This window comes from Acinetobacter lanii (genome assembly GCF_011578285.1).
Lineage (GTDB): Bacteria > Pseudomonadota > Gammaproteobacteria > Pseudomonadales > Moraxellaceae > Acinetobacter > Acinetobacter lanii.
In genome coordinates, this window is sequence record NZ_CP049916.1 from 2963822 (window position 1) to 2986533 (window position 22712).

Annotated in this window: 24 protein-coding genes and 4 tRNA genes; 19 read left to right on the forward strand and 9 right to left on the reverse strand. The window is 41.7% G+C overall.

From position 1 onward, the window contains the following. The first annotated feature begins 137 nt into the window (after positions 1-137). The 4 genes from G8D99_RS13435 to G8D99_RS13450 all read left to right on the forward strand — a co-directional run bounded on the left by G8D99_RS13435 (position 138) and on the right by G8D99_RS13450 (position 724). A tRNA-Lys gene (locus tag G8D99_RS13435) sits at positions 138-213 on the forward strand. Positions 214-234: 21 nt separating this feature from the next. Then, positions 235-310: transfer RNA gene (locus G8D99_RS13440), tRNA-Lys, on the forward strand. Positions 311-397: 87 nt separating this feature from the next. Further along, positions 398-473, forward strand: a tRNA-Lys gene (locus tag G8D99_RS13445). Positions 474-648: 175 nt separating this feature from the next. Then, a tRNA-Lys gene (locus G8D99_RS13450) sits at positions 649-724 on the forward strand. Between the two features lie 65 nt (positions 725-789). On the opposite strand, the gene G8D99_RS13455 is transcribed toward G8D99_RS13450, so the two are convergent. Further along, positions 790-1413 carry a hypothetical protein gene (locus G8D99_RS13455; protein ID WP_166326752.1) on the reverse strand — a complete coding sequence of 208 codons (624 nt, stop codon included), beginning with the start codon at positions 1411-1413 and terminating at the stop codon, positions 790-792. Positions 1414-1709: 296 nt separating this feature from the next. Between G8D99_RS13455 and G8D99_RS13460 the strand changes: the two genes are divergently transcribed. Continuing rightward, positions 1710-1970, forward strand: coding sequence for a PspC domain-containing protein (locus G8D99_RS13460; RefSeq protein ID WP_166326754.1), 261 nt, complete (start codon positions 1710-1712; stop codon positions 1968-1970). A gap of 123 nt (positions 1971-2093) precedes the next feature. On the opposite strand, the gene G8D99_RS13465 is transcribed toward G8D99_RS13460, so the two are convergent. Beyond that, entirely contained in the window at positions 2094-3206 is a 1113-nt protein-coding gene (locus tag G8D99_RS13465; RefSeq protein ID WP_166326756.1) for an HPP family protein, read from the reverse strand. Positions 3207-3281: 75 nt separating this feature from the next. Then, on the reverse strand, positions 3282-4085 hold the full coding sequence (locus G8D99_RS13470) for a transglutaminase-like domain-containing protein (protein ID WP_166326758.1): 804 nt from the start codon (positions 4083-4085) through the stop codon (positions 3282-3284). A gap of 233 nt (positions 4086-4318) precedes the next feature. On the opposite strand from G8D99_RS13470, the gene G8D99_RS13475 reads away from it, so the two are divergent. From G8D99_RS13475 to G8D99_RS13510, 8 genes are all read left to right on the forward strand, one after another. After that, positions 4319-4618 carry a hypothetical protein gene (locus G8D99_RS13475; protein ID WP_166326760.1) on the forward strand — a complete coding sequence of 100 codons (300 nt, stop codon included), beginning with the start codon at positions 4319-4321 and terminating at the stop codon, positions 4616-4618. A gap of 102 nt (positions 4619-4720) precedes the next feature. After that, a complete protein-coding gene (gene glyQ, locus G8D99_RS13480; RefSeq protein WP_166326762.1) occupies positions 4721-5704 on the forward strand; it encodes a glycine--tRNA ligase subunit alpha in 984 nt (327 codons plus the stop codon). Beyond that, positions 5704-7773 (forward strand): glycine--tRNA ligase subunit beta, encoded by a 2070-nt coding sequence (gene glyS / locus G8D99_RS13485; RefSeq protein ID WP_166326764.1) that lies wholly within the window; start codon positions 5704-5706, stop codon positions 7771-7773. Before glyQ ends, glyS begins: the two co-directional genes overlap by 1 nt. A gap of 1 nt (position 7774) precedes the next feature. After that, the gene (locus tag G8D99_RS13490; RefSeq protein ID WP_166326766.1) at positions 7775-8362 is read left to right on the forward strand and encodes a DUF6036 family nucleotidyltransferase; all 588 of its coding nucleotides are present in this window, start codon (positions 7775-7777) and stop codon (positions 8360-8362) included. A 10-nt stretch (positions 8363-8372) separates the two neighbouring features. Continuing rightward, positions 8373-8759 carry a hypothetical protein gene (locus tag G8D99_RS13495; protein WP_166326768.1) on the forward strand — a complete coding sequence of 129 codons (387 nt, stop codon included), beginning with the start codon at positions 8373-8375 and terminating at the stop codon, positions 8757-8759. Positions 8760-9176: 417 nt separating this feature from the next. Further along, a complete protein-coding gene (locus G8D99_RS13500; RefSeq protein ID WP_166326770.1) occupies positions 9177-9575 on the forward strand; it encodes a hypothetical protein in 399 nt (132 codons plus the stop codon). Between the two features lie 349 nt (positions 9576-9924). Continuing rightward, a complete protein-coding gene (locus tag G8D99_RS13505) occupies positions 9925-10491 on the forward strand; it encodes a hypothetical protein (RefSeq protein ID WP_166326772.1) in 567 nt (188 codons plus the stop codon). Positions 10492-10860: 369 nt separating this feature from the next. Next, complete coding sequence (locus tag G8D99_RS13510) at positions 10861-11511, forward strand: hypothetical protein (protein WP_166326774.1); 651 nt, start codon at positions 10861-10863, stop codon at positions 11509-11511. Positions 11512-11621: 110 nt separating this feature from the next. On the opposite strand, the gene G8D99_RS13515 is transcribed toward G8D99_RS13510, so the two are convergent. Both G8D99_RS13515 and G8D99_RS13520 read right to left on the reverse strand, forming a co-directional pair. Continuing rightward, on the reverse strand, positions 11622-12587 hold the full coding sequence (locus G8D99_RS13515; protein ID WP_166326776.1) for a 2-hydroxyacid dehydrogenase: 966 nt from the start codon (positions 12585-12587) through the stop codon (positions 11622-11624). A gap of 75 nt (positions 12588-12662) precedes the next feature. Continuing rightward, the gene (locus tag G8D99_RS13520; protein ID WP_166326778.1) at positions 12663-13316 is read right to left on the reverse strand and encodes a TetR/AcrR family transcriptional regulator; all 654 of its coding nucleotides are present in this window, start codon (positions 13314-13316) and stop codon (positions 12663-12665) included. Between the two features lie 146 nt (positions 13317-13462). On the opposite strand from G8D99_RS13520, the gene G8D99_RS13525 reads away from it, so the two are divergent. Beyond that, positions 13463-14548: a fatty acid desaturase gene (locus G8D99_RS13525; RefSeq protein ID WP_264821714.1), complete on the forward strand. Its 1086-nt coding sequence runs from the start codon at positions 13463-13465 to the stop codon at positions 14546-14548. 64 nt (positions 14549-14612) lie between these two features. On the opposite strand, the gene G8D99_RS13530 is transcribed toward G8D99_RS13525, so the two are convergent. Next, positions 14613-15875 (reverse strand): hypothetical protein, encoded by a 1263-nt coding sequence (locus tag G8D99_RS13530; protein WP_166326782.1) that lies wholly within the window; start codon positions 15873-15875, stop codon positions 14613-14615. A 119-nt stretch (positions 15876-15994) separates the two neighbouring features. Between G8D99_RS13530 and G8D99_RS13535 the strand changes: the two genes are divergently transcribed. Together G8D99_RS13535 and G8D99_RS13540 are read left to right on the forward strand one after the other, a co-directional pair. Further along, the gene (locus G8D99_RS13535; protein ID WP_166326784.1) at positions 15995-16768 is read left to right on the forward strand and encodes a class I SAM-dependent methyltransferase; all 774 of its coding nucleotides are present in this window, start codon (positions 15995-15997) and stop codon (positions 16766-16768) included. Between the two features lie 206 nt (positions 16769-16974). After that, the gene (locus G8D99_RS13540; protein WP_166326786.1) at positions 16975-17535 is read left to right on the forward strand and encodes a hypothetical protein; all 561 of its coding nucleotides are present in this window, start codon (positions 16975-16977) and stop codon (positions 17533-17535) included. 73 nt (positions 17536-17608) lie between these two features. Here G8D99_RS13540 and G8D99_RS13545 read toward each other — a convergent pair whose 3' ends face one another. The 3 genes from G8D99_RS13545 to G8D99_RS13555 form a co-directional block, all read right to left on the reverse strand. Further along, a complete protein-coding gene (locus G8D99_RS13545; RefSeq protein ID WP_166326788.1) occupies positions 17609-18016 on the reverse strand; it encodes a protease inhibitor I42 family protein in 408 nt (135 codons plus the stop codon). Positions 18017-18354: 338 nt separating this feature from the next. Next, positions 18355-19014 carry a hypothetical protein gene (locus tag G8D99_RS13550; protein WP_227554329.1) on the reverse strand — a complete coding sequence of 220 codons (660 nt, stop codon included), beginning with the start codon at positions 19012-19014 and terminating at the stop codon, positions 18355-18357. Positions 19015-19267: 253 nt separating this feature from the next. Further along, positions 19268-19738 (reverse strand): Holliday junction resolvase-like protein, encoded by a 471-nt coding sequence (locus G8D99_RS13555; protein ID WP_166326790.1) that lies wholly within the window; start codon positions 19736-19738, stop codon positions 19268-19270. A 139-nt stretch (positions 19739-19877) separates the two neighbouring features. On the opposite strand from G8D99_RS13555, the gene G8D99_RS13560 reads away from it, so the two are divergent. The 3 genes from G8D99_RS13560 (at position 19878) to sodC (ending at position 22479) form a co-directional block, all read left to right on the forward strand. Further along, positions 19878-20522, forward strand: coding sequence for a ParA family protein (locus tag G8D99_RS13560; protein WP_166326792.1), 645 nt, complete (start codon positions 19878-19880; stop codon positions 20520-20522). Positions 20523-20648: 126 nt separating this feature from the next. Next, complete coding sequence (locus G8D99_RS13565; RefSeq protein ID WP_166326794.1) at positions 20649-21761, forward strand: AI-2E family transporter; 1113 nt, start codon at positions 20649-20651, stop codon at positions 21759-21761. A 124-nt stretch (positions 21762-21885) separates the two neighbouring features. Further along, a complete protein-coding gene (gene sodC / locus G8D99_RS13570; RefSeq protein ID WP_166326796.1) occupies positions 21886-22479 on the forward strand; it encodes a superoxide dismutase family protein in 594 nt (197 codons plus the stop codon). Positions 22480-22712: the final 233 nt, after the last annotated feature.

Below are 22712 nucleotides of genomic sequence, written 5' to 3' on the forward strand. Positions count from 1 at the left end.
ACATCCACAACTTTGTTATTTTTTACTTGCGTCGATTTGATAACTTGCTACAATACGCTCCATCAAACGAAGTGGTGTTTAAAAACTCTTTAGTTTTCTTGCACTACACATTCAAGCCAGTCTTGAATGCAGGTTCAGGGTCGTTAGCTCAGCTGGTAGAGCAGCGGACTTTTAATCCGTTGGTCCCGCGTTCGAATCGCGGACGACCCACCATTTTATTTGATACCCCTTGATGGGTCGTTAGCTCAGCTGGTAGAGCAGCGGACTTTTAATCCGTTGGTCCCGCGTTCGAATCGCGGACGACCCACCATCATTTCTAAAGTATCTACTTGCTTTAGAAGCGCTTCAAATTAAGCGGTTTTCATTGTTGCAATGATCACAACTTAATGATCTGAATGGGTCGTTAGCTCAGCTGGTAGAGCAGCGGACTTTTAATCCGTTGGTCCCGCGTTCGAATCGCGGACGACCCACCATTCTCTTCAAATCAAAACCATCTCTCAAAAGCTTGTTTCTGTTCTCGCACATGAAAGCAAACTTACAAAAACTCTATTAAATTTCTTCAAGCCGTTACAGCTTTATCTTTGCACTTGCCTAAATTTTGCTATACAAATGAACTTGTTTTGTTTAAATTTATTTTAAGCACATTCAGGGTTGTTAGCTCAGTTGGTAGAGCAGTAGACTCTTAATCTATTGGTCGAGGGTTCGATCCCCTCACAACCCACCAACTTTAAATTATCAATATTTTTTATCTTCAAAGTAAATTCATTTACTACATTCAAGCAATTCAGATTAGCTCATTCGAACCAGTGTATAAGCCTGCTCAGGAAAAGGGTTGCCCTCGGCAAAGAATTGTCTATTTTCAGGGGTAAAGTTGGCAATCTTGTTTAAGTCCATGGTTAAGCTACCATCTTCGCCAACATTATAATAAAACTGAATGCCACTGCCTCGAATCAAAATCACTTGATTTAAATCATGATCATAAACCCAAGCGTCTTCACGGTATTCATGACTTTTGGCATAGGTCACTTTCCCCATATGCACAAAAATACGGTGCGCTGAACCATCCGGCAATAAATTCAAAATAAATTCTGCAGTGCCCTTTTCACACTGTACAAAGGCATCTTGGCAATCAATCAAAACCCGATAACGCCCCACAATATTTTCGGCAGTTTTGGATAATTTTAACTTGTGTGAGGTCGGTTTATTGGTTGGTGGTAAGCTGGCACGACCAGCAACATCGGTCAGCTTTTTCCCCTCTTCGCTCTGTTGCAGCTCAGGCTGTCTAAACTCTTCTGAATGTTTTTCTAAATCTTGAAATTTGTTGGCATGATCACACCCCGTGATCAGACTTAGACCTACGATAGCCGTCACAACGACCCATGTTTTGATGCTGTATTTGTATAAATTGACCATCTTGTTTTGAACCTAGGTCTGAATATAATGCTTATCATCATGTGTTCAAAAATTATAACGTATGCTCTCTAGGGTAAACTACTCTAAAAAATTCGATGTGCCATGGATATTAATTTTATTTAGAGATATCATAGTTTTAAATATATAACTCTTCAGTTCAAATTACATTTATTTACTTTTTAGGGCAAGATTGGCTTTGAAATTTTTTTAATCATCTCCATAAAATATACATACATCCTTGATATGTTTAGAACTTCAAAAGATGTACCCATTTTTCAGGTTTTAAGGAGACCTCAATGGCCAATGTTGGTTTATATCGCTCAAATCGCCACAACATGATTGCAGGGGTTATGGGTGGTATTGCTGAACGTTTTGGTTGGAATGTGACATTACTTCGCATTATTTTCGTGATCGTTTCATGTATGAGTGCTGCCTTTCCCGGCATTTTAGTGTACTTGGTGCTTTGGTTGGTGATGCCTAAAAAACAAATCCAATATGATCCTTTATCAAGCTACCAAGCGCCGATCCGTACTGTGAATCAGGATCAATACCGTTAATTCATCTCAGACTCATTTAAAGCTCCACTGAGCTGAGTTAAAAAAACATCTCCGTTTTTAGCCACGATCTCTCCCCCAAGATTTCGTGGTTTTTTTATGTCTTAAATTTAGCCAGATGTATACCTACTTTGCTGAGTCTGCGTGTTGCATCAGCTGTTGGTTCAATACTGCAATCATATCTGCACGGCTGATCATACCGACCAATGTCTGCTGATCGACCACGGGAATATAATTAAAAGACCGCTCTACAAAATACGGAATTAAATCCTGAATCGGCTGCATGGGTTTTACCGTAACCACTTGACGCACCATAATGTCTTTGACCTGATGCTGCCAACTATTACGCATATCCGTAGCGCCTTTAAACCATTCCACCACCTCATACAGTGCCAGCGTGCCGACCAATGTATTGTGATCATCCACCACAGGTAGGCTCATTAAGTTCATATTCTTGAATTTGTCTAAGGCGACCAAGATGTCATCTTGGGCATTCAGTCGAATCACATCTCGACTCATGATGTCCTGACAGGTGTAGGTCTGAATGGCACGAGCTTGCGCTTTTTCTTGCGCCTGCATAATCAGTTGTTGTAAATCGTACTCACTGATATCCAACAGTTGCGTTTGCTGTTCTAACACGTCTTGAATATCTTGCGGTTGAATACTGACTTTTTGGGTTGGCGTCGGGTCTGTGGTTCGGGTATTGATTTGTGCCCGTTGCGGATAAGGTTTCCCGCATATTCGGTGATATAGCATTGCTATCAGCAACAATAAAACCGAATTAAGCAATACAGGTGAAAATAAAAACTGATAGCCCAATTGATGAATACTCTCCCCGCCGAGTACCGCAGTAATAGCAACCGCGCCACTCGGTGGGTGTAGAGAATCGGTGCTTAACATCAGCACAATCGCCAATGCCACAGCAACACTAAATGCCACGGTTAAATTGGGAATAAAGTGGTAACAACTGACCCCAATGAACGCCGCAATGGTATTACCCAGCACCACATTCCACGGTTGTGACAAGGGACTGGCCGGCACTGCAAATAACAGTACGGAGGAAGCACCCATAGGTGCGATATACCAGGTGTTGAGATCGCCTAAAATCCAGAAACTGATCAGGGAAGACAGCGCAAGTCCGAGCAATGCACCCAAACCACAGCGCAGTCTTTCTGTCCAAGACAACACTTTGAAATTGGGTTTAAGAATGTTGAGCCAGTCAGTCGTGGTATGCAACACAGAAGTGCCTGATGGTTATGTTAAGAAGCTCAAATTATAAAAGCTTTAACCCTCAAGCGGTATGTCTAATCTGACTTAAGCTGCGCTTTGCTCAGCCTTAAAAATCTTGGGTTGCATCTCGATCAGTTCAATGTCGCCATAATAAGTAGCAAAAGCCACATCACTGGCATCTATACCTGTGGCTATGCGAATCAGTGCATTGGGATTTGCCAGTCGTGTGGCATCAAACAACACCCAACCTCCATCTAAATACACTTCAAAAATCGCATGAAAATCAGGTGCAAAGTTTTCAATATGGGCATAACCGACCACCATACGGGCAGGAATACCCAGCGCACGGCAAATGGCAATGCCCAAATGTGCAAAGTCACGACACACACCTGCGCGCTGAATCAGCACATCTGACGCTAGCGTGTTTTCATCCGATGAGCCTGATTCATATTGGATCTGCATATAGATCCATTGTTCAATGGCTTTAATTCGTGCATAGCCTTTGGGCATATCCTCAAAAGTACGGGTTGCCATCCCGACTAATTTTTCTGAGTCACAATAGCGACTCGCCAATAAATAGGGCAAAACCTCATCGGGTAAATTTGCAATTTCTAGTTCTTTAAACTGACTTGGGTCGATACAGGCTTGCTTCTGAACAGTGGCTGTATAGTGCACTTTGAATACATCACACGGTTCAAGATTAAAACGCAGATGACGGTTTTGATGGGTCGCATCGGAAAACTCATGCCATGTGACCGATGGGTGAAATTCAAGGTGTTCATTCAGAATAGATTGCTCAGGATGTGGCGCTGCCTGAATCTGGAATAGCATGTTGGTGCTTGCGTTAATTTTATACTGTAGTACACAATCAATCGTGTAGAGGTTCATGGCTTTACTCATTTTTTAAATGATTATTCTGGGTAAAGATTGAAGCGATGCTGATCGCTGTTGTTTTTAATTACTCATTGAAGAATCATAAAGATTATTGAAGTTGGAATACATGATTTTTATCGTTTTATAAGCAATTGATTGTAAGAAAAAATATAGGGGATTGAATGCAATCTCAATGACAAAACAGAGACTGATGACCTCATCACCACCTCATTATTGGATAACTCAACATGAAATCGAAGAACAAAGAGGAATCACCCCAACTGTGTGAATGTTTAAATGAACTGCTCGTTCTTGAATTGTCACAAGGGAATCGAATTTCTCATTTTAACAATCAAGCCCATTGGCCCCATCCTGATACGCATTATGTTTTATTGATCAATGATCTAAGCACTGAGTTCAAAGACTTAAAATTTTCTCAGAATATTTCACATCAAATTTGCCGAGATGCTCATTACGGTTGGCATAATGAATGTGAATGCAGAATCCACCATGATCTGCTCTGTGCAGGTTCTACCCAGCCTTTTTAACAAAAAAAATTTAAGTGATGAAAAATAACGAGAGCCTTTGCCACTCCTCTGCAAAATCCTTATACTTAGAGCCAATTTTTAACTCATTTTAAGTGGATGACCATGAGTCGCGCCATATCGCATATTGATACATTTCAAGGCTTAATTCTTGCCTTACAAAACTACTGGGCTGAACAAGGTTGTGTAGTGTTACAACCTTACGATATGGAAATGGGTGCAGGGACCTTCCACACTGCAACTTTCCTACGTGCATTGGGGCCAGAAACCTGGAATGCGGCTTATGTTCAACCTTCACGTCGTCCGAAAGACGGTCGTTATGGCGAAAACCCAAACCGTCTACAACATTACTACCAATTCCAAGTGGTTTTGAAGCCAAACCCTGACAACATCCAACAGTTGTACCTCGACTCATTAAAAGCAATTGGTATTGATCCGCTTGTTCATGACATTCGTTTTGTCGAAGACAACTGGGAATCGCCAACACTCGGTGCTTGGGGTCTTGGTTGGGAAGTTTGGCTCAACGGCATGGAAGTGACTCAGTTCACGTACTTCCAACAAGTCGGTGGTGTTGAATGCTACCCTGTGACTGGCGAAATCACCTATGGTCTTGAGCGTCTTGCCATGTACTTGCAAGGTGTTGATTCTGTATATGATTTGGTTTGGACTAAGGGTCAGTTTGGTACTGTGACCTATGGCGACGTGTTCCATCAAAACGAAGTGGAACAATCGACGTATAACTTCGAATATGCCAACGTTGAAAAAATGTTTGAACTATTCGACTTCTATGAAGCTGAAGCGACACGTTTAATCGAAGCTGAACTTCCACTGCCTGCATACGAACAAGTCATCAAAGCATCACACAGCTTTAACTTGTTAGATGCTCGTGGTGCAATCTCAGTAACTGAACGTCAGCGTTATATTTTACGTGTACGTACTTTGGCGCGTTCAATCGCAACCAGTTATGTGGCAGCACGTGCGAAGCTCGGCTTTCCTATGGCAGAGCCTGCATTACGTGATGAAGTCCTTGCACAGTTAAAAGCACAAGTCGAAGCGGAAGCAAAAGCTGAATCTAAGGAGAGCAAATAATGTCTAAACATACCGTTTTGTTCGAATTGGGTTGTGAAGAACTTCCACCAAAAAGCTTAAAAAAATTACGTGATGCTTTGCATGCTGAAACAGTAAAAGGCTTAAAAGATGCAGGCCTAGCGTTTGATTCTATCGAAGCCTATGCAGCACCACGTCGTCTTGCACTTAAAATCGTCAATGTTGATGGCGCACAAGCGGACACACAAAAACGTTTTGACGGCCCTGCAAAACAAGCAGCGTTTGATGCGGAAGGCAAACCAACCAAAGCTTTAGAAGGCTTTATGCGTGGTCAAGGCATCACGGTAGATCAAGTTTCGACTTTCCAAGCAGGTAAAGTTGAAAAAGTGTGCTACTTAAAAGATGTGAAAGGTCAAAGCCTTGATGTTTTACTTCCACAAATTTTACAAAATGCGTTGGACAATCTTCCAATTGCTAAACGTATGCGTTCTGCGGCAAGCCGTACTGAATTTGTACGTCCTGTGAAATGGGTTGTATTGTTAAAAGACAATGACGTGGTGGATGCAACCATTCAAGATCACAAAGCTGGCAATGTGACTTACGGTCACCGTTTCCATGCACCTGAAGCGATTACTCTAGCGCATGCAGATGAATACCTTGCGAAGTTAAAAGCTGCGCACGTGGTTGCGTCTTTTGAAGAACGTCAAGCGATCATCGACGGTCAAGTGAAAGCATTGGCGGATGAAGTAAATGCCATTGCGATTGTGCCTGCGGATCTTCGTAACGAAGTAACTGCATTGGTTGAATGGCCTGTTGCACTTCGTGCTAGCTTTGAAGAACGCTTCCTTGCGGTTCCTCAAGAAGCATTGATTACGACGATGCAGGACAACCAAAAGTACTTCTGTTTAGTGAATAGCGACAATAAGCTTCAACCTTATTTCATTACCGTTTCAAATATTGAGTCGAAAGATCCAGCTCAAATTATTGAAGGCAATGAGAAAGTGGTTCGTCCACGTTTGTCGGATGCTGAATTCTTCTTCCTCCAAGACCAAAAACAACCGCTTGCTTCTCGTAAAGAGAAATTGGCGAACATGGTTTTCCAAGCAGAATTGGGTACGCTTTGGAACAAATCGACACGTATTGCCAAACTCGCTGTTGCTTTAGCACCAATTACAGGTGCAAAAGCGGAAGATGCTGAAAAAGCGGCGCTTCTTGCAAAATGCGACTTAACCTCTGAACTTGTAGGTGAATTCCCAGAACTTCAAGGCATCGCGGGGACTTACTACGCACGTCTTGAAGGCGAAAATGATGAAGTTGCAGAAGCATTGGGTGAGCAGTACTTACCTAAATTCGCAGGTGACGTTTTACCAAAAACCAAAACAGGTACAACGATTGCCCTTGCAGACCGTTTAGATACCCTCACAGGTATTTTCGGTATTGGTCAAGCGCCTACAGGTTCTAAAGACCCGTTTGCTCTACGTCGTTCTGCCATTGGTATCTTACGTCTCGTGACTGAAAACGAGCTTGATGTTTCGATTGAAGACCTGATCAAACTAGCACTCGCCGCTTATGGCGATGTATTGAAAGATCACGACAAGACTTTAAACGATGCTGTTGCATTCCTTGAAGGTCGTTACCGTGCGAAGTATGAAGACCAAGGCGTTGCGGTTGATGTGATTCAAGCTGTTCAGGCGTTGTCTCCAAAATCTCCTCTTGATTTTGACAAACGTGTAAATGCAGTCAATCACTTCCGTGCATTGCCTGAAGCGGCTGCTCTTGCTGCTGCGAATAAGCGTGTTGCCAACATTCTTGCAAAAGAAGCTGAGCCTACAGGTGATGTGGTTGAAGCAAACTTGGTTGAAGATGCTGAAAAAGCATTGTTCGCTACGCTTGCGAAAATTACGCCTGAAGTTGAGCCATTATTTGCTGCGAAAGACTACACTGCTGCGTTGTCTAAGCTGGCTGCTTTACGTACGCCAGTGGATGCATTCTTTGAAGGCGTGATGGTGATGGCAGAAGATGCTGAGTTAAAAGCAAATCGTTTACGTATGCTTGCACAGCTTCGTGGCTTGTTTACGAAAGTCGCCGATATTTCGGTGTTACAGCACTAATATGACCATCTATAGCAATTCTCCAATTGCTCTAGCAATTTTCGAGCTCTTTTCAGAGCTCGAAAATTGGATCCTAGAAAATCATTCTGATTTACCTAATGGTGCAGTCAAAGCATTTATTTTCGGTGGATGTGCTTTTCACATTCATACAAATGCTCGTGGCAGTAATGATATAGATGCTGAGATTCAAGCCATTAAACAGTTGCGTAAAGAAGATATATTGTTATTTTTAGAGAATAATGATGTTGAATATATTGATAATAATAACCTTGAAACAAGTCTCGAATTTGACAGTGGGTTCAATACGAGTTTGGCATCTATTGACCCTGACTATGATGAACGAATAATTCCTCTCGTTACACAGCATGTCGTTGAAGTTTATTTAGTCTCTGGGCTAGATTTAGCCGTTTCTAAGTTAGCTCGTCTATCAGACCGTGATATAGAGGACATTAAAGAGCTATTTGTTAGAAATAAATTCACTCTTGAAGAATTTGAAAAATCAGCTAATAATGCTATGGATTACTATGCAACTCCGCAACAGTTAGAATCTAACATCAGACATATGATTTCGATCTTGTCAGAATTCTGAGAGTAATTGTATGGATCAATTAGAATTTGAAAATGCTTTGAAAAAACTATTAAAACAGCCTTTAACCTCTGCAACATTTGAGGAGGTTAGACCTGTGGCTGAAGCATTATTATATTCAGAATTTCTGCCATCTCTTACAACACATCTAAATAACTTAGAAAAACGTCGTCTTGTTTTTCTGCTAGAAAAGTTTAGACGCTATTCTTGTTCTAGCGTATTTAGAAGACAACAACTCAAATCCTTTTCGCAGTCTATGAAGGTTGAGCAGACTTATCGAAATCACAATGTCAGAAGATTAGTTGACCCATTAGCTAAACAATATGGATTAAATGAAGATTTGAATCACCTAAAACCTCAGTTACTTAGTTTACAAACAAGACATTATTCTCGCGTTTAAATAAATCCACTGAGTCTTTTAAATAAGATTATTCCCTTAATCTTCCAAAATACTAAATATTTATACGTATTTAACACAGTTAAGAGTTCCATCTACCCGCTATACACTCATCTAAATTCTAAAATTGCTCTATATCAAATATAGCAAATCAAAATTAGACTAATTTAACAATCTTTAAAAAACCATTGCATAAATATCCTAAACTGTAATCTTAAACCTTTAGCAAATTTTAATATTCACTTACCCACAATAAAGAAGTAAACAATTTCTAAAATATTATTTGGTTAAGCCTCCTTTAAATAAACCGATAATTTCTTAACTTTAGGCGATTCACCAAAACTCTACCATCTAGCTATAGGCAATCTTGTTTCAAATTCATATACTTAAAATTCAAGTTCATCTAACTGTACATATGTTATGAAATTACAAACCCTCATCATCTCTGCTGTAACCGCTCTCACTCTCTCTGCTTGCGCTACAACTCCCAAAACCCTTCCATCAGGCGAACCTGCAACCGCATTTGTAATTGAACAACACAAAAACCTAGATGTCGAACCTGTAACCAAGCACAACCTTGCTCGCTTAATTAAGCAAAGCAACAACTGTGTCATCGACTTCACAGGAAATTTCGACTCAGGTAAAGCCACTGAATACTGGATTTTTAAGGGTGATCAACTGATTTCTGCTTACACCAACTTAGACACCCAAGCAGACGATCAACAAGTGATCTTCGATTTAAACGATCCAGAAAAGCAAGAAAACTTTAAATCACTGAAAAGCAATTTCTCTAAAAAGAACCTTGCGAAATGTGATTAATCCAAGCTAAAGCCCCACTAGAAAGTCCACATTGGGCTTTCTAGTCCCTGATTTCCCCTATTCCATCACTGCTATTTCGCAATATTTTGCATTTACACAAACATCACCATGTAACTCAAAAAACAGCCCCAGATTCTCTAGCCATTTAAAAACAACACATTGCAGATGAGTGTTCAAATCACGATATTCACAATACATTCATCTTTGTAACTCAGCCGTTGATGAGATGTGTGGCTTTCATCACAAATCCGATATTCGTAAGCATTAGTCTTTAAGATGCATCCTGTCTGAGCTTGATCAGTCATTTCAATGGATGACCGATCAAGTTGAATTAAACAGGAGACACACTATGAACAACGCAATAAAAACCACACTAGTTGTAACGTCACTTTTTGCTTCAGCCTCTATTTTTGCCAATACCACCACGACAGGTGCATCGGCTTCAGGTCAGGTCAGTAGCTCTGCTGAAGTACAAACCAATAATAAAGGCGTGATTAGTTCCTTAAATCAAGGCGTACATAATGCCGCAGACAAAATTGGTCATGGCATTGAGAAAGGTGTAGACAACACCAAAACCTTTACCAAAGACAAATGGCAAGACACCAAAGAATTCGCCTCTGAAAAAAATGCCGTCGCCAAAGAAAAAACACAGGCTGTAAAAGACAAACTTTCAGAGAAATCTGAAGCAACTAAAGAAGCCACCAAAGAGAAAAGCAAAACAGCCAAAGAAAAATTAGCGGCTGCAAATGACAAAACCAAACAATCTGTGAAAAACGGTTGGCAAAAAACCAAAGATGCATTAACCCCTGAATCGAAACAAGCGGGTTTAAGCTCTGACAGTAATGTTGAAGTAACTACGCCAGTCGGTAGTGCTAAAGGTAGTTTAAGCACCGATGGCAACGTGAAAACCCAATAAGCCTTGTGGCTAAAAACGAGCAGCTTTGCGTAACCTCCAATTTGCGTAAAGCAACGCTCACTTGAGTTGATCCTCCTCAAGTTTAGGCTCACAGAAAAGCTCACCTATGGTGGGCTTTTTTGAATATGGAATCGTTTTAAAAAATTTCTTGAATTGATTCACTTGTGATTCTTTGACTTTGTTTATTTTAAAGATGCCTTATAAATAATCAAATATTACAGTGACTTGCCCATGTTATTTATGTATAGCTCTAGTAAAAAAGCCACACAAGTGATGATGCTCGGATTACTATGAGCCATAGATTTGATGAGATGTAGTACCTGTGAAATGCATGTCAGCATCTCCACCTAGAAAGGGATAATTGCAATAATGAATATGACTAAAATGGCGCTAATCAGCTCAGCTTTGCTGATCACAACACCACTCTTTGCAGAGACCACAACCCAGACAACACCAAGTTATGGTGACAATCCCAATTTACTGAAAGTGTTGGCAGTCAAAACTCAAGAAAAAGTACAATCAACCGCTGAGAAAGTCGGTGCAGCGACTGAACGTGGCATCGCTAAGATCAAACCGACCATCGACAATACATGGAATGGCACCAAAGAATACACCACCGAGCAAGCGGTGATTGCGCGTGACAATACCCGTGAAGGCATTGATGTGGCAGTCAAAAAAGTTAAACAAACCAAAGAAAATATTGTAGGGAGCAGTACTCCAAACAATGTGCCGATTGAGCGTGGTAGCTTGAGCCAACAAACAAACACCGTGCAACAGTCGAATAATGTTCAGCAAGCAACCACCACGCAACAAGCTGCACCGCAGTACATTACACCTGCTGTAGCACCTGAAGCGCCAACGCCAACGCCAACGCCAACGCCAACGCTGAATCAAAACACAGCGACGGTTGAACCTGAAATTCAAAGACAATCACTGCCTACCCAAAACAGCCCAAGCACAAACAGTTCTAGTCAGAACAACACCAGCAATGATGATTCTGACGCAGGTGTGCCTCGATAAGTTTTAATAATTGGAATCGAAAAAAAGCCCACGATCTGATCCATTGTGGGCTTTTTTTAATCTCTCTATCACTATTGGTATATAGAGAATGACATCTATTTTCTGATCCGTTAATTGACCTGTCGAATCGGTGTTCCTTTCAGATAAGCTTCTACATTTTCAAGCATCTGATTCACAATCCGTTGTCGAGCATCGACACTGCCCCATGCACTATGTGGGGTAATGATTAAGTTTTGAATCTCGTCATTATTCAATGCATCAAGCAGTACATTGCCCTGTTTCGGCGGTTCCACGGTTAGCACATCCGTTGCTGCCCCCGCAATTTTGCCTTGCTTTAAGGCATCGACTAGGGCTTGTTCATTGACAATGCCCCCACGCGCGCAATTAATTAAAAAGGCCGTCGGTTTCATTGCATTTAAAATATCCGCATCAATTAAATCACGGGTCTCCTCCGTTAACGGACAATGTAGACTCAGATAATCGACTTGCCCGACCAAGTCCTGAAAAGCCACACGATCAGACTGTTGAGGACGATTCGGTAACGCACCAATTTTCACCCTCATGCCAAAGGCTTCAGCGAGTTTGGCAACCGCTTGACCAAGTGTGCCATACCCGATAATACCGAGTGTCTTACCTGCCAATTCGACAATCGGAAAATCCAGCAGGCAGAACTGTGAAGATTGATTCCATTGCCCTTGCTTTACCGCTTGGTCATAGCGCAGTACAGAAGTCGACAATGCCAACATTAACATGAGCGTATGCTGGGCAACTGCAGACGTGCCATAGGCCTGACAGTTGCAGACCACAATACCTTGGGCTTTGGCTTGAACCAAATCGACATTGTTGGTGCCGGTTGCTGAAATCAAAATCAATTTAAGCTGTGGGTTTTGTTTTAAGACTTCGGCATTGAGCAGCACTTTATTGCTGATTACCACCTCTGCGTCCTGAATCCGTTCAGCCACTTGCTCGGCGGTCGTGGTCGGATAGGTCACCCAATCATCAAAGGCTGCTGTAAGTTGGCTAAAGTCCAAATCATCTTGATCGAGTGAATCAAAATCTAAAAATACCGCTTTCATGAATCCTGACATCCTTGTTTAATACGCAAAAATTGAATCTATACCGATTGTTATGCCTGATCTATACATGAATAATCAATTATCTTTAAGTTGAAATGAACGATTATGTACCGCAACCAAATAGGCCAAACCAACACGATAGGCTTCTTGGCAAATCTCAGCTGAGATATAATGGTCGGTGTAATAGCCGTATTTCATACAGCTAAAAATCATTTCAATCAGAATGGTTAAGGTATCGGGATGTTGCGGTACATAATGATCGACTTTAAGCATGCGTAAAGCCTCTCGTACCGCCGCACTAACTTTACTCAGTTCAACCTGATACTCCAAATAGGCATGTTGCGATGCTGCACCGCTTAAGATCAAAAGCGTAGCGATGGGTGAATCATTGTGAAATTTTGCGGTATGCCGAATTAAGGCTGCCGTCAGTAATTTGGCATAGACCTGAATCTCTTGGTTCGGATGATCGGCAAAAACTTGGAGTGCAACCGCTTTAAGTTCTATAATGAGCCTGTTGAGATGAATGAGTGAAATATGACGAATCAAATCATATTTCGTCGGAAAAAATTGATAGATACTTGCCCGTGGAACCTCAGATTCTTTGGCAACCTCAGGAATAGAAATTTTTTCTAAACCTCTCTCTAACAACATTTTTTCAGTGGTTTCGACCACACGTTCCATTCTTTTTTGGCTGCGTTCTTGTTTTGGCTGATTTAAAAGTTTGCTCATTTCTTATATTCAATAGTTGACGGGCTTTACCCCATCATATAACCTCACTTAAAAATCCGACATTTGTTGGATTTTTAACCACTCTCCCTGCTATTTCCGTATCATAGATGAAAATGGATATGAATTTACCCCTTTCGGACGTAAAAATGTCCAGTCAACAAAAATTTAAATTGTTTGCCGACCCCGAAGATGAACAACGTATGCATCGCATTCGTAAGGGCATTTTGGAAGCGGGCAATCAATTCCGTGCCAAATATCCTTGGCTAGTCAAATACCAAGATCAAATTGGCATGAGTATTTTAATTGCTTCTGTGACCGGTATTCTGTTTAACATTATCCAATATGCACGTGGCAAAATGCCGTGGTATGTTGCGGTGACCTTGTCTGCATTTTGGATGTCGATTTTGCATGAATTAGAACATGATCTGATTCATCAAATGTATTACCGTAAAAATAAGAAAATCAACAATGCCATGTTGGCAACGGTGTATGCCTTCCGTCCGAGTACCATCAGTCCTTGGGTACGTCGTGACATTCATTTACATCACCACAAGTCTTCAGGCACCCCTTCAGATGTCGAAGAGCGTGGGATTAACAATGGTGACAAGTGGGGCATTAAACGCTTGATCATGACTGGCGATAACCTCTTGGCGATTGCATTACGTCCGCTTGCAACGTGGAATGCCAGCGAAGAATATGTCAAAGCGCAAAAGAATTTAAGCTTAAAGGACAAGCTGAAAATCAAAGCCAAATTGGCTTTGGGTTATACCCCTTTAGGCAATGTGCATTATGGTTTGTGGTATAGCTTCTTGTTTATGGGTGTCGCCAAACTTGGCATGAAAGCCATGCATATTCAGCCACCGACCAACCGCATTTGGCGCTTGGTCGACAAGACCACTAAGTTTTATGCGGTTGCGATTGCTGCACCGAACTACTTACGTACCTTGAGTCTGCATTTCACCAGTTCCAACATGCATTATTATGGCGATGTGGAAAATGGTAACGTGGTTCAGCAGTGTCAGATTTGGACCGATTGGCGGATGAAACCGCTACAAGCGTTCTGCTTTAACTTTGCGGGTACACATGCACTGCATCATTTTGTGGTACGCGATCCGTTCTATATTCGTCAGGCGATTGCAAAAAGCTGCTATCCACTGATGCGTGAAAATGGGGTTCGTTTTAATGACTTCGGCACCTTTAAACGTGCCAATCGTCGTTTTGAAACGGCGTAGTCAAATCGTAATAAAAAAGGCGCTTCATTAAAGCGCCTTTTTTATGTCTAGAACGTATGCCGAGTTAAGCCACAATAAATTTGTGGGCATCGCTCAAACTGTCTGATTCAAATAAACAATTGCCCTGTTCATCACAATGCATATAAAGCTGTTTATAGCTCACACTGTAAAAACCCATTCCTTTCTTAATCAGTAACGGATTCATATCTGAAGATAACTCATCTTCGGCTTTAAACAGCTTAGTGACACGGCGGTCATTCATACAAATCAGATAGGTTTGCTTTTTCACCACGACGGTTGCTAGACCTGTATGTTCTACATGCAAAGGAATGATGTATTTACCATTTACATCAATCACCTGCTGATCATAACTTTCTAACTTCTGCGTGATCACATTAAACACCAGCACTTTGCCAAAGCTGTCTTGTAACTGAGTTCGCTCTTCAAAAGGCAAATTGATCGCAATCCCGAGCTTTTGTAGATCTTGCTCATCCACCCGCTTATTGTTCAATAAAATGCGAGTAATGGTTTGCTTCAGGCTGGCATCGAAAAAACTGCTGTCGAGTTGTAAATCGATGGATTTCAGAATATCGCCCAAAGCTTCATTGTGTGCACCCAATGAATGTGCAATCACACTGCGGTAATAAAACTTGCTGTTCTTTTTGACTGCACGAATCTGCTTGTAAAAATAAGTCGAGTCAAAAGGATGTTGAATAAAATCATGCAACAGTGCTGAATTGGCCAAAACCGCAATCGCATCATGGCCAGTATAAGGCAGATGCAAGGTATGTAACTGTGGAATCAGCGGTTTGATTTTTTCGTAATGCTCACGATCCAAGTCAAAGTATGGGTCATAGACAATAATATATTCACAGTCAGCAACCACATCTTGCGCCTGAATGCGCATATCACCATTGACGTTGGCATCATAAAAATCGGTATAACGGCGGTCTTCGACCTCCAATGGATTAATCGAATACTGTGGCACCATCGCCACCACTCGATTCATACCAAAGGGTTTTGCATATTTAATCGCAGCATATCCGCCCATGGAACCGCCATAGGACACAACACGCGTATACTCTGCCAAAATTCCCTGTACCGCGTTCAATACGCCCATCATACTGTCATGAGGAAACCATGACTTTTGTTTGGGCATAATGCCAATCACACTATATTCGTACTTACTTAATGACTTTTCTGCATTGATTGAATTGCCTTTGGCACGAGTGATTAAATCCCCGAAAGACAATACCAAAGTATCAGAAGACCCTTTTAAATAAATTGCTCTGATGTGTTCGTCTTCAAATACTATTTGCTTATCCATTGCAATTCCGACAAGGCTCTCATAACGTTTGTTTGCAAAATTAATAAATAGCAACTTGCCTATTCATCACACCAAATGCCATATTTTATAGATACGACTCAGATTAGAAAGCGCAAAATATGACACATTCATTACATCCAGCTGCTGAGCAAGGGTTTAGTTCTGCCGCAGAACTTTATCAACGTGTCCGTCCAAATTACCCACAAGAAATCGTACATTGGCTGATTGAAGATTTAAAAATAACACCGCATGCCACAGCCTTAGATTTAGGTGCGGGTACAGGAAAATTTTTAGATTATTTAACCCAGGCAACGCCGAATGTGATTGCGGTTGAACCGATCGCAGAAATGCTGGAACAATTGAAAATAGTACATCCTGAAGTACAAGTCCAACAAGCCTCGAGTCATCAGATTCCACTAAAATCCAACAGTATTGACGCTATTTTATGCGCACAATCCTTTCATTGGTTTGCCAACCTTGAAACCTTGACAGAAATGCACCGTTTATTAAAACCGAATGCCAGCCTTGGTTTGATTTGGAACCAACGTGATGAAAGTGTAGATTGGGTTAAAGCTTTGGCTGATTTTCTGAAAGATTTCGAGGGAGACACGCCTCGTTTTCATAGCCACCAATGGCAAAAAGTATTTGAACAACAATCGCTGTTTAAATTTGAAGGACAAAAAGTCTTCTTTCAGCAACAGCGTGGTACGGTTGAAGAGGTGGTTTCCAATCGATTATTGTCGACCAGTTTCATTGCAGCGATGCCCGTACAGCAACAACGAGACATGAAGCGACAGTTTGAAGCTATTGTGCAGCAATATACAGGCAAAACAGCCCAAGATCAGATTGAGTTTCCTTATTTGACTTATGCATTTCACTATCAAGCACAATAAATGATGCAATATGAATAGACCCGTTGCTCAATCGGCTCAACACTCAAGATAAGAATAGGCACAATGATACAGGCAAGACGCCGCACAAGCTTAAATGCTTCATCTGAGCTTCAGCTTGCTCAATTAAACTGATCCTATCTGAACAACCGGTATTGATTTAAAATGAATCCAGATCATAAACACAATAACGCATCAAGGAGAGCAGCATGAATTTCAACCTTAACCCTCGACTGTTCATGGCAGTAGCGATCAGTAGTTGCTGCTTGATCAGCGCCTGCTCTTCTGAAAAAAATATTGCTGAACCTAAACAAGGCGCTGAGTCAGTCGATGCTTCGGATGAACTGAAACATCAAATTGAAACGAAACCCGTGAAAAAATTTGCAGTGACGCAGCAAGATGCGCATGATATTGCCTTGCTCAATGACTATGAGCAAAACTTTAATCGTATGACCAACGATTTAGAAAATGAACTCAAGCAACTTGAAGCACAGGGTAACTTGACCGATGAGATGAATCATCAACGCAAGCGTGATTTGATTCAATCCTCCTTAAATATGCTCAAAGAATTGGAATTAAAAACCGAACAAGGACGTTATATCCAAGGTTTGTTCTATCAATACTGGGAAAACCAAGCCAAAGTCTATGAAGAATTACATCAAAGTGGTTCAAATGAACTGAAAAATCCAACCGATGCCATTGAAGGCATGGGCGACTATTACACAGCACAAGCGCAGTTAAAACATTGGCAAGCACAGACCCCACAATAACCAGCCGAAGCCAAGACATCAAAAAAGGGATCATCAGATCCCTTCATTTTTTAATGTTGTCAGTCTTGCGTGATTAATTCACCCGAATACGACATTGCCATTGTTGTTCAGGTTGTTTATGGGTTTCCCATGAACGGACATGCACCAATTCTATTAACTCCTGTCCGGGTTGCTGTGCCACAAAACGGAAGGTTTTCTCTCCGCCTACACCAACCATGCCCTCTTCGGCTTCTTTTTGCTGATAGGTTTCTTCGGTTTTAAACAATTTTAACGGTTGTAACAATGTCCACTGATAACCTGTGGTTGGATTTTCAGGCACATTAAACTGTAGCACTTCGCCCACTTTCATGACCAATAAAGTCGGGCATTTTTGATTCAATGAATAATGATGGGTTTGTTCAAGTGCGTTGGTCGATGAGCTCTGACAGGCAGTCAGTCCCAAACTCAATACCATTGTTGCCAACAACACCATACTTTTCATTTACATATACTCATCATTTTTTATTGAGGGAATGCTGAATCACGCGCCATCTCGATCAACCCTCACCACCACGACATTTACACATATCCCTAAACATCAGGATGATCTAAACCTATGACCGAATAAAGTTATGAGCGATTACATGCTGTTTCGAGAGCATTTCAGTGCTGTTTTGATGGCGCTGTCATCGGCTGAAGCATAGCAGTTTTTCTAAAATCGCTCAATTTTAAATCAATATAAGATTGAATTTACTCAAGATTAAATTCGTACTGTCGGTTTAAATTAAGGGCATCCATGTATAACTTAAGACCCAATAGAATGACCTGTTAAGCATTGCCTTAAATATTCTGCTTCTCGACCCATTTGATTGAATCGACCCGCACCAATTTACATGCGCCATCGCCAACCCCATTCCAGTCCAAAGCCGATTTCCACACCAAGTCTTTGGCATTGACTTGAACCAACTCTCCTTTAATCCGTACCAAATCTCCTCGTTTCACCTTTTTGATTTCTTTTGCCACTTCAGGATTCGCTGGAATAATATGCATATTACTCACCAACTGTGTCGCTAATTTCGGTGGAATCGGCGGTTTCGCCATCCGCCAATTCAGAAAACGGTCATACTGATTAATCGAGATTTGTCGTGCAATTTCCGGCTCGGTAAAAATACCGCGTGTGACTGCATAATCGATTGGTGAGAAACGCGCTTGGGCATCTTGGGTATAAATTTTTGAACCCAAAATACGAAATTCCCCTGAAAAAGGTTCAAGCACTGAAATCTTTTGATCTTTGGAAACGGGCGGAAGTCCATTGGCAATGTTAAATTCAGGCGTTTGCTGTGCCTGTACCGCAAAGGCAGTACACGCCAAAGTGAGGGCATAGAAAAACTGCTGACTCCGCTGTTTAAGCTTTGATTTTGCTGAATAAGCCGATGTTGTTTCTACAGTGGCAGTCGCCTTGATGTGGGCTTTGATCTGTTGCTGGATGTTCATTTGCATGTTCCTTCCCCTTCAAACGCATTCGGACTTCAAAACAGTCGAATTACGATGACCTGCTTACACTTCGAAATTCACAATTTGCAATTTAAAATGACTTCAAATCTTGTCCTTTCAATATAGAAGCTAAAACGGAAATGAAAATAAGTAATACGTAACAATCTATTTGAGTTTAGTCGCTTTTTTGTCTGATGACTGACAAATTTGACGAAATATGCGCTGTGGCAAATGGAGCTGATAATGGCATCAGACTCCCTTAAACATCATCAAAATCGATACGAATAGTTTCAAAGCGCACCCGCCCCTCTCGAATCGCTTGCGCAATCGCAACTTGCCCTTTGGTCAACCGTGCGCCGCCACTTTTAATATCAATCAAGACCACTTCAATATCTTCAGCCGAACCCTCGCCATCTCGAAAGTCGCTGTAGCCATCAAACACCACGTAATCGATTGGATCGCCTAAAAACTTAGCATCGCTGGGTAAATAACGAAACTCAGGCATAATCGGTGCCAGTTGCTCTGCCATTTTTCCTTTTAACACGGCACGACTGGTATTGACACTGCGTTTTTGCGCTGCCGTTAACGCCTGCTGATGCTCCAATTCAAGTTCTGCAATATACTGTTCATATTCTGCTTTTATTTTGCCATTGCGGGTGTTGGATAAAACCATCGTGGTCAAGACCACACCGATACACGCCCCAATCAACATTGCCATCCAGATGGACATGGTTCTTCTCTTTATACTTTAGACTCAAACTGGGCTTACTCTAAACAACAACGAATCTTTTGTCATGCATCGACTCTGTGCACAAATTTAGTGCTAAGCTAGAATCGACCCTTATTGGCTTATTGATATTTTGTAGCTCATGAAAACAATACTCATCGCAAATCAAAAAGGTGGCTGCGGCAAAACAATAACAGCAATCAGTTTAGCCACCGCATTGGCACAAAAAGGCTATAAAGTCGCTTTGGCAGATGCCGACAATCAAAAATCAGCCTTGCAATGGTTGAAGCATCGACCTGCCACCGCCACACCGATTCAAAGTCTGGATTGGCGTCATGAAAAATCAATTGGTGATGCGCCAAAAAATTTGGATTATTTGATTATTGATGCACCCGGTGCGGTGACAGGTGAACATGCCGAACAGTTGATCAGTGAATGCCATGCCATTGTGACCCCCCTACAACCCTCGTTTTTTGACATTGACAGTACCAAACGCTTCTTAAAACATATCCAAGACATTAAACGGATTCGTAAAGGTAAAGTGCAAGTATTTCTGTTGGCGAATCGGGTCAAACCTGCCGGTGCAAGTGCCAAAGATATTCAACAATTTTTTGCCAAAATTGAGCAACAGCCTGTGGCATGGATTGCAGAACGCGCCGCATATGCTAATTTAGCCATGCAAGGTTTGAGTATTTTTGATAAAAATCAGAAAGTTTACTTAGCAATACAACAACAATGGCAACCGCTATTGGATGCTTTAATAGATGATCCAAGTGATTGGTTTTAAAGTAGGATCTGTATTTAGATCTATGTTTCACCAGATTTTAAGATATGATGAAAATAATATAATGCAGTCACGTTGCTTCATTTACTGAAAATGACGTGCGCTTGCTCAAAGAGATCAGAGACATCAGTGCAAGATTTTAATCCAACATTACAACGTGGCTTACTGTTTGGTTTGTTTTTCATACTCCTGTATTTGGGCTATGACATTATCAAATACTTTATTGTTCCTGTGCTGTGGGCGTGCATTATTGCCTATATGACTTGGCCAATTTACAAACGGATTTTACGCCTGTGTGGAGAGCAACGCCCATCTTTAAGCGCTTTGCTGATGACCTCAATGTTGGTGCTGATTGTCGGTTTACCGTTTACCTTCGCAATTTTCTTGTTGCAACATGAAGGACGCAATCTGTTTTTTGATTTGCAACGTCAGCTTGCATCTGGGCATTTGGCCGTACCGGATTTGATTCGTCAGTTGCCGATCGTGGGTAAAGAAATCAGTCGTGTGGTGCGTGACATCAATGCCGATCCAAGTTCGTTGTTTAGCAACATCAGTGTGTGGGTACAGGGGCATCTGAACTACGGTAAGTTTGTGTTGGGGGAAATCACGCGTAATTTGGTTAAACTCGGTTTCTCGATTATGTGTTTGTTCTTCTTTTATCGAGATGGGCAAACCATTGTGCATCAAGTCAGTAAAGCCTTAGAAAAAGTCATTGGCCCACGTATTCAGCATTATATTGACACCATTTCTGAAACCACCCGTGCGGTGGTCTATGGCGTGGGTCTAACGGCGGTGGCGCAAGCGCTGTTGGCAGGCGTCAGTTATTACTTTGCCAGTGTACCGAATCCCATGGTGCTGACCATTATGACCTTCTTGATGGCCCTGATTCCCTTTGGTCCTCCTTTGGCTTACGGTTCAGTCAGTCTATGGTTGTTCTCACAAGGGCATACCGTTGAAGCCTTTGGCGTGATGGCTTGGGGCGTGTGTATCGTCAGTACTGCCGATAACGTGATTCGTCCCTTGGTGATTTCAGGCGCAACCCAAATTCCGTTCTTGCTGATTATGTTTGGGGTCTTGGGTGGTTTGGCCAGTTTTGGCTTGGTCGGTTTATTTATAGGGCCGGTGATTTTGGCGGTATTACTTGCGATTTGGCGTGAATGGTTGAATGAAACGGTTGAGCCTGAACCGATGCCGAAAGCCAGTATGATTTATGATGCGGATGATGAACCTGAACTGAAATAATACAATGTGTTATTTAAATGTGCAGATGTTAATAAACTCATACAATCCCCTCATGATTCGGGTTGTTTCAAGAGGTTTATTTTGTTTGAATCTAAATCATAGATAAGCACAATAAGGATAGCTCATGTTCTCTCAGTTTAAATCGGTATTCACCTCATCAAATCGTTTAAAAGTATCGGCACTATGTGCCTGTGTAGGTCTCGCATTGAGTGCTTGTACCACTCCCACTCCCAATACCACGACTAAAACATCGCACGCACCTGTTCAAACCATTCACGTTAATGCGGTCAGTCCGGCAGGTGTTGGGGAAAAAATCGGTCAAATCAGCTTTCAAGACAGTACTGAAGGTCTCGTGATTAAAACCGATTTGAAAAACTTACCGGCAGGTTTCCACGGTTTTCATATTCATGAAAAAGGCTCATGTGACCCGGCTGAAAAGGATGGAAAAATCGGCGCAGCCTTTGCAGCGGGTGGTCATTTTAACCCTGAAAATGTAGCAGGACATGGCACGCCAAACGATGGTCACATGGGTGACTTACCGGTACTGAATGTCGATTCAAACGGTGTAGCAAAAACCACAGTGATCGCACCTCGTTTAACTTTGGACAAAGTTCAAGGTTTAGCGATTATGGTACATGCCGGCGGTGACAACTACTCTGACCATCCAAAACCATTGGGCGGTGGCGGTGACCGTATTGCCTGTGGTGTGATTCGTTAATTGAAGCCATTAACCCTTACTCGATGATCAGCCAATTCAAGCTAAACACCCATTGATTCACTCGCAAAACACAATCAAAAAGCCCGATTCGTCGGGCTTTTTTTATGCGCTATCGCTATTCAAATGATAAAAATAAACCTGAATTGCAGTCTATGACATGGTTATGGAATGATCTTTGTATATCAAATATCTGCTATATATATATTTAAGCTTTAGATGGGCACTCAAGAGCA

Excerpts from the sequence above, each read along its gene's own strand:
- G8D99_RS13455 (WP_166326752.1), bottom strand. The coding sequence starts at position 1,413 with ATGGTCAATTTATACAAATACAGCATCAAAACATGGGTCGTTGTGACG.
- G8D99_RS13460 (WP_166326754.1), top strand. The coding sequence starts at position 1,710 with ATGGCCAATGTTGGTTTATATCGCTCAAATCGCCACAACATGATTGCA.
- G8D99_RS13470 (WP_166326758.1), bottom strand. The coding sequence starts at position 4,085 with ATGAACCTCTACACGATTGATTGTGTACTACAGTATAAAATTAACGCA.
- G8D99_RS13475 (WP_166326760.1), top strand. The coding sequence starts at position 4,319 with ATGAAATCGAAGAACAAAGAGGAATCACCCCAACTGTGTGAATGTTTA.
- glyQ (WP_166326762.1), top strand. The coding sequence starts at position 4,721 with ATGAGTCGCGCCATATCGCATATTGATACATTTCAAGGCTTAATTCTT.
- glyS (WP_166326764.1), top strand. The coding sequence starts at position 5,704 with ATGTCTAAACATACCGTTTTGTTCGAATTGGGTTGTGAAGAACTTCCA.
- G8D99_RS13490 (WP_166326766.1), top strand. The coding sequence starts at position 7,775 with ATGACCATCTATAGCAATTCTCCAATTGCTCTAGCAATTTTCGAGCTC.
- G8D99_RS13495 (WP_166326768.1), top strand. The coding sequence starts at position 8,373 with ATGGATCAATTAGAATTTGAAAATGCTTTGAAAAAACTATTAAAACAG.
- G8D99_RS13500 (WP_166326770.1), top strand. The coding sequence starts at position 9,177 with ATGAAATTACAAACCCTCATCATCTCTGCTGTAACCGCTCTCACTCTC.
- G8D99_RS13505 (WP_166326772.1), top strand. The coding sequence starts at position 9,925 with ATGAACAACGCAATAAAAACCACACTAGTTGTAACGTCACTTTTTGCT.
- G8D99_RS13510 (WP_166326774.1), top strand. The coding sequence starts at position 10,861 with ATGAATATGACTAAAATGGCGCTAATCAGCTCAGCTTTGCTGATCACA.
- G8D99_RS13515 (WP_166326776.1), bottom strand. The coding sequence starts at position 12,587 with ATGAAAGCGGTATTTTTAGATTTTGATTCACTCGATCAAGATGATTTG.
- G8D99_RS13520 (WP_166326778.1), bottom strand. The coding sequence starts at position 13,316 with ATGAGCAAACTTTTAAATCAGCCAAAACAAGAACGCAGCCAAAAAAGA.
- G8D99_RS13525 (WP_264821714.1), top strand. The coding sequence starts at position 13,463 with ATGTCCAGTCAACAAAAATTTAAATTGTTTGCCGACCCCGAAGATGAA.
- G8D99_RS13530 (WP_166326782.1), bottom strand. The coding sequence starts at position 15,875 with ATGGATAAGCAAATAGTATTTGAAGACGAACACATCAGAGCAATTTAT.
- G8D99_RS13535 (WP_166326784.1), top strand. The coding sequence starts at position 15,995 with ATGACACATTCATTACATCCAGCTGCTGAGCAAGGGTTTAGTTCTGCC.
- G8D99_RS13540 (WP_166326786.1), top strand. The coding sequence starts at position 16,975 with ATGAATTTCAACCTTAACCCTCGACTGTTCATGGCAGTAGCGATCAGT.
- G8D99_RS13545 (WP_166326788.1), bottom strand. The coding sequence starts at position 18,016 with ATGAAAAGTATGGTGTTGTTGGCAACAATGGTATTGAGTTTGGGACTG.
- G8D99_RS13550 (WP_227554329.1), bottom strand. The coding sequence starts at position 19,014 with ATGCAAATGAACATCCAGCAACAGATCAAAGCCCACATCAAGGCGACT.
- G8D99_RS13555 (WP_166326790.1), bottom strand. The coding sequence starts at position 19,738 with ATGTCCATCTGGATGGCAATGTTGATTGGGGCGTGTATCGGTGTGGTC.
- G8D99_RS13560 (WP_166326792.1), top strand. The coding sequence starts at position 19,878 with ATGAAAACAATACTCATCGCAAATCAAAAAGGTGGCTGCGGCAAAACA.
- sodC (WP_166326796.1), top strand. The coding sequence starts at position 21,886 with ATGTTCTCTCAGTTTAAATCGGTATTCACCTCATCAAATCGTTTAAAA.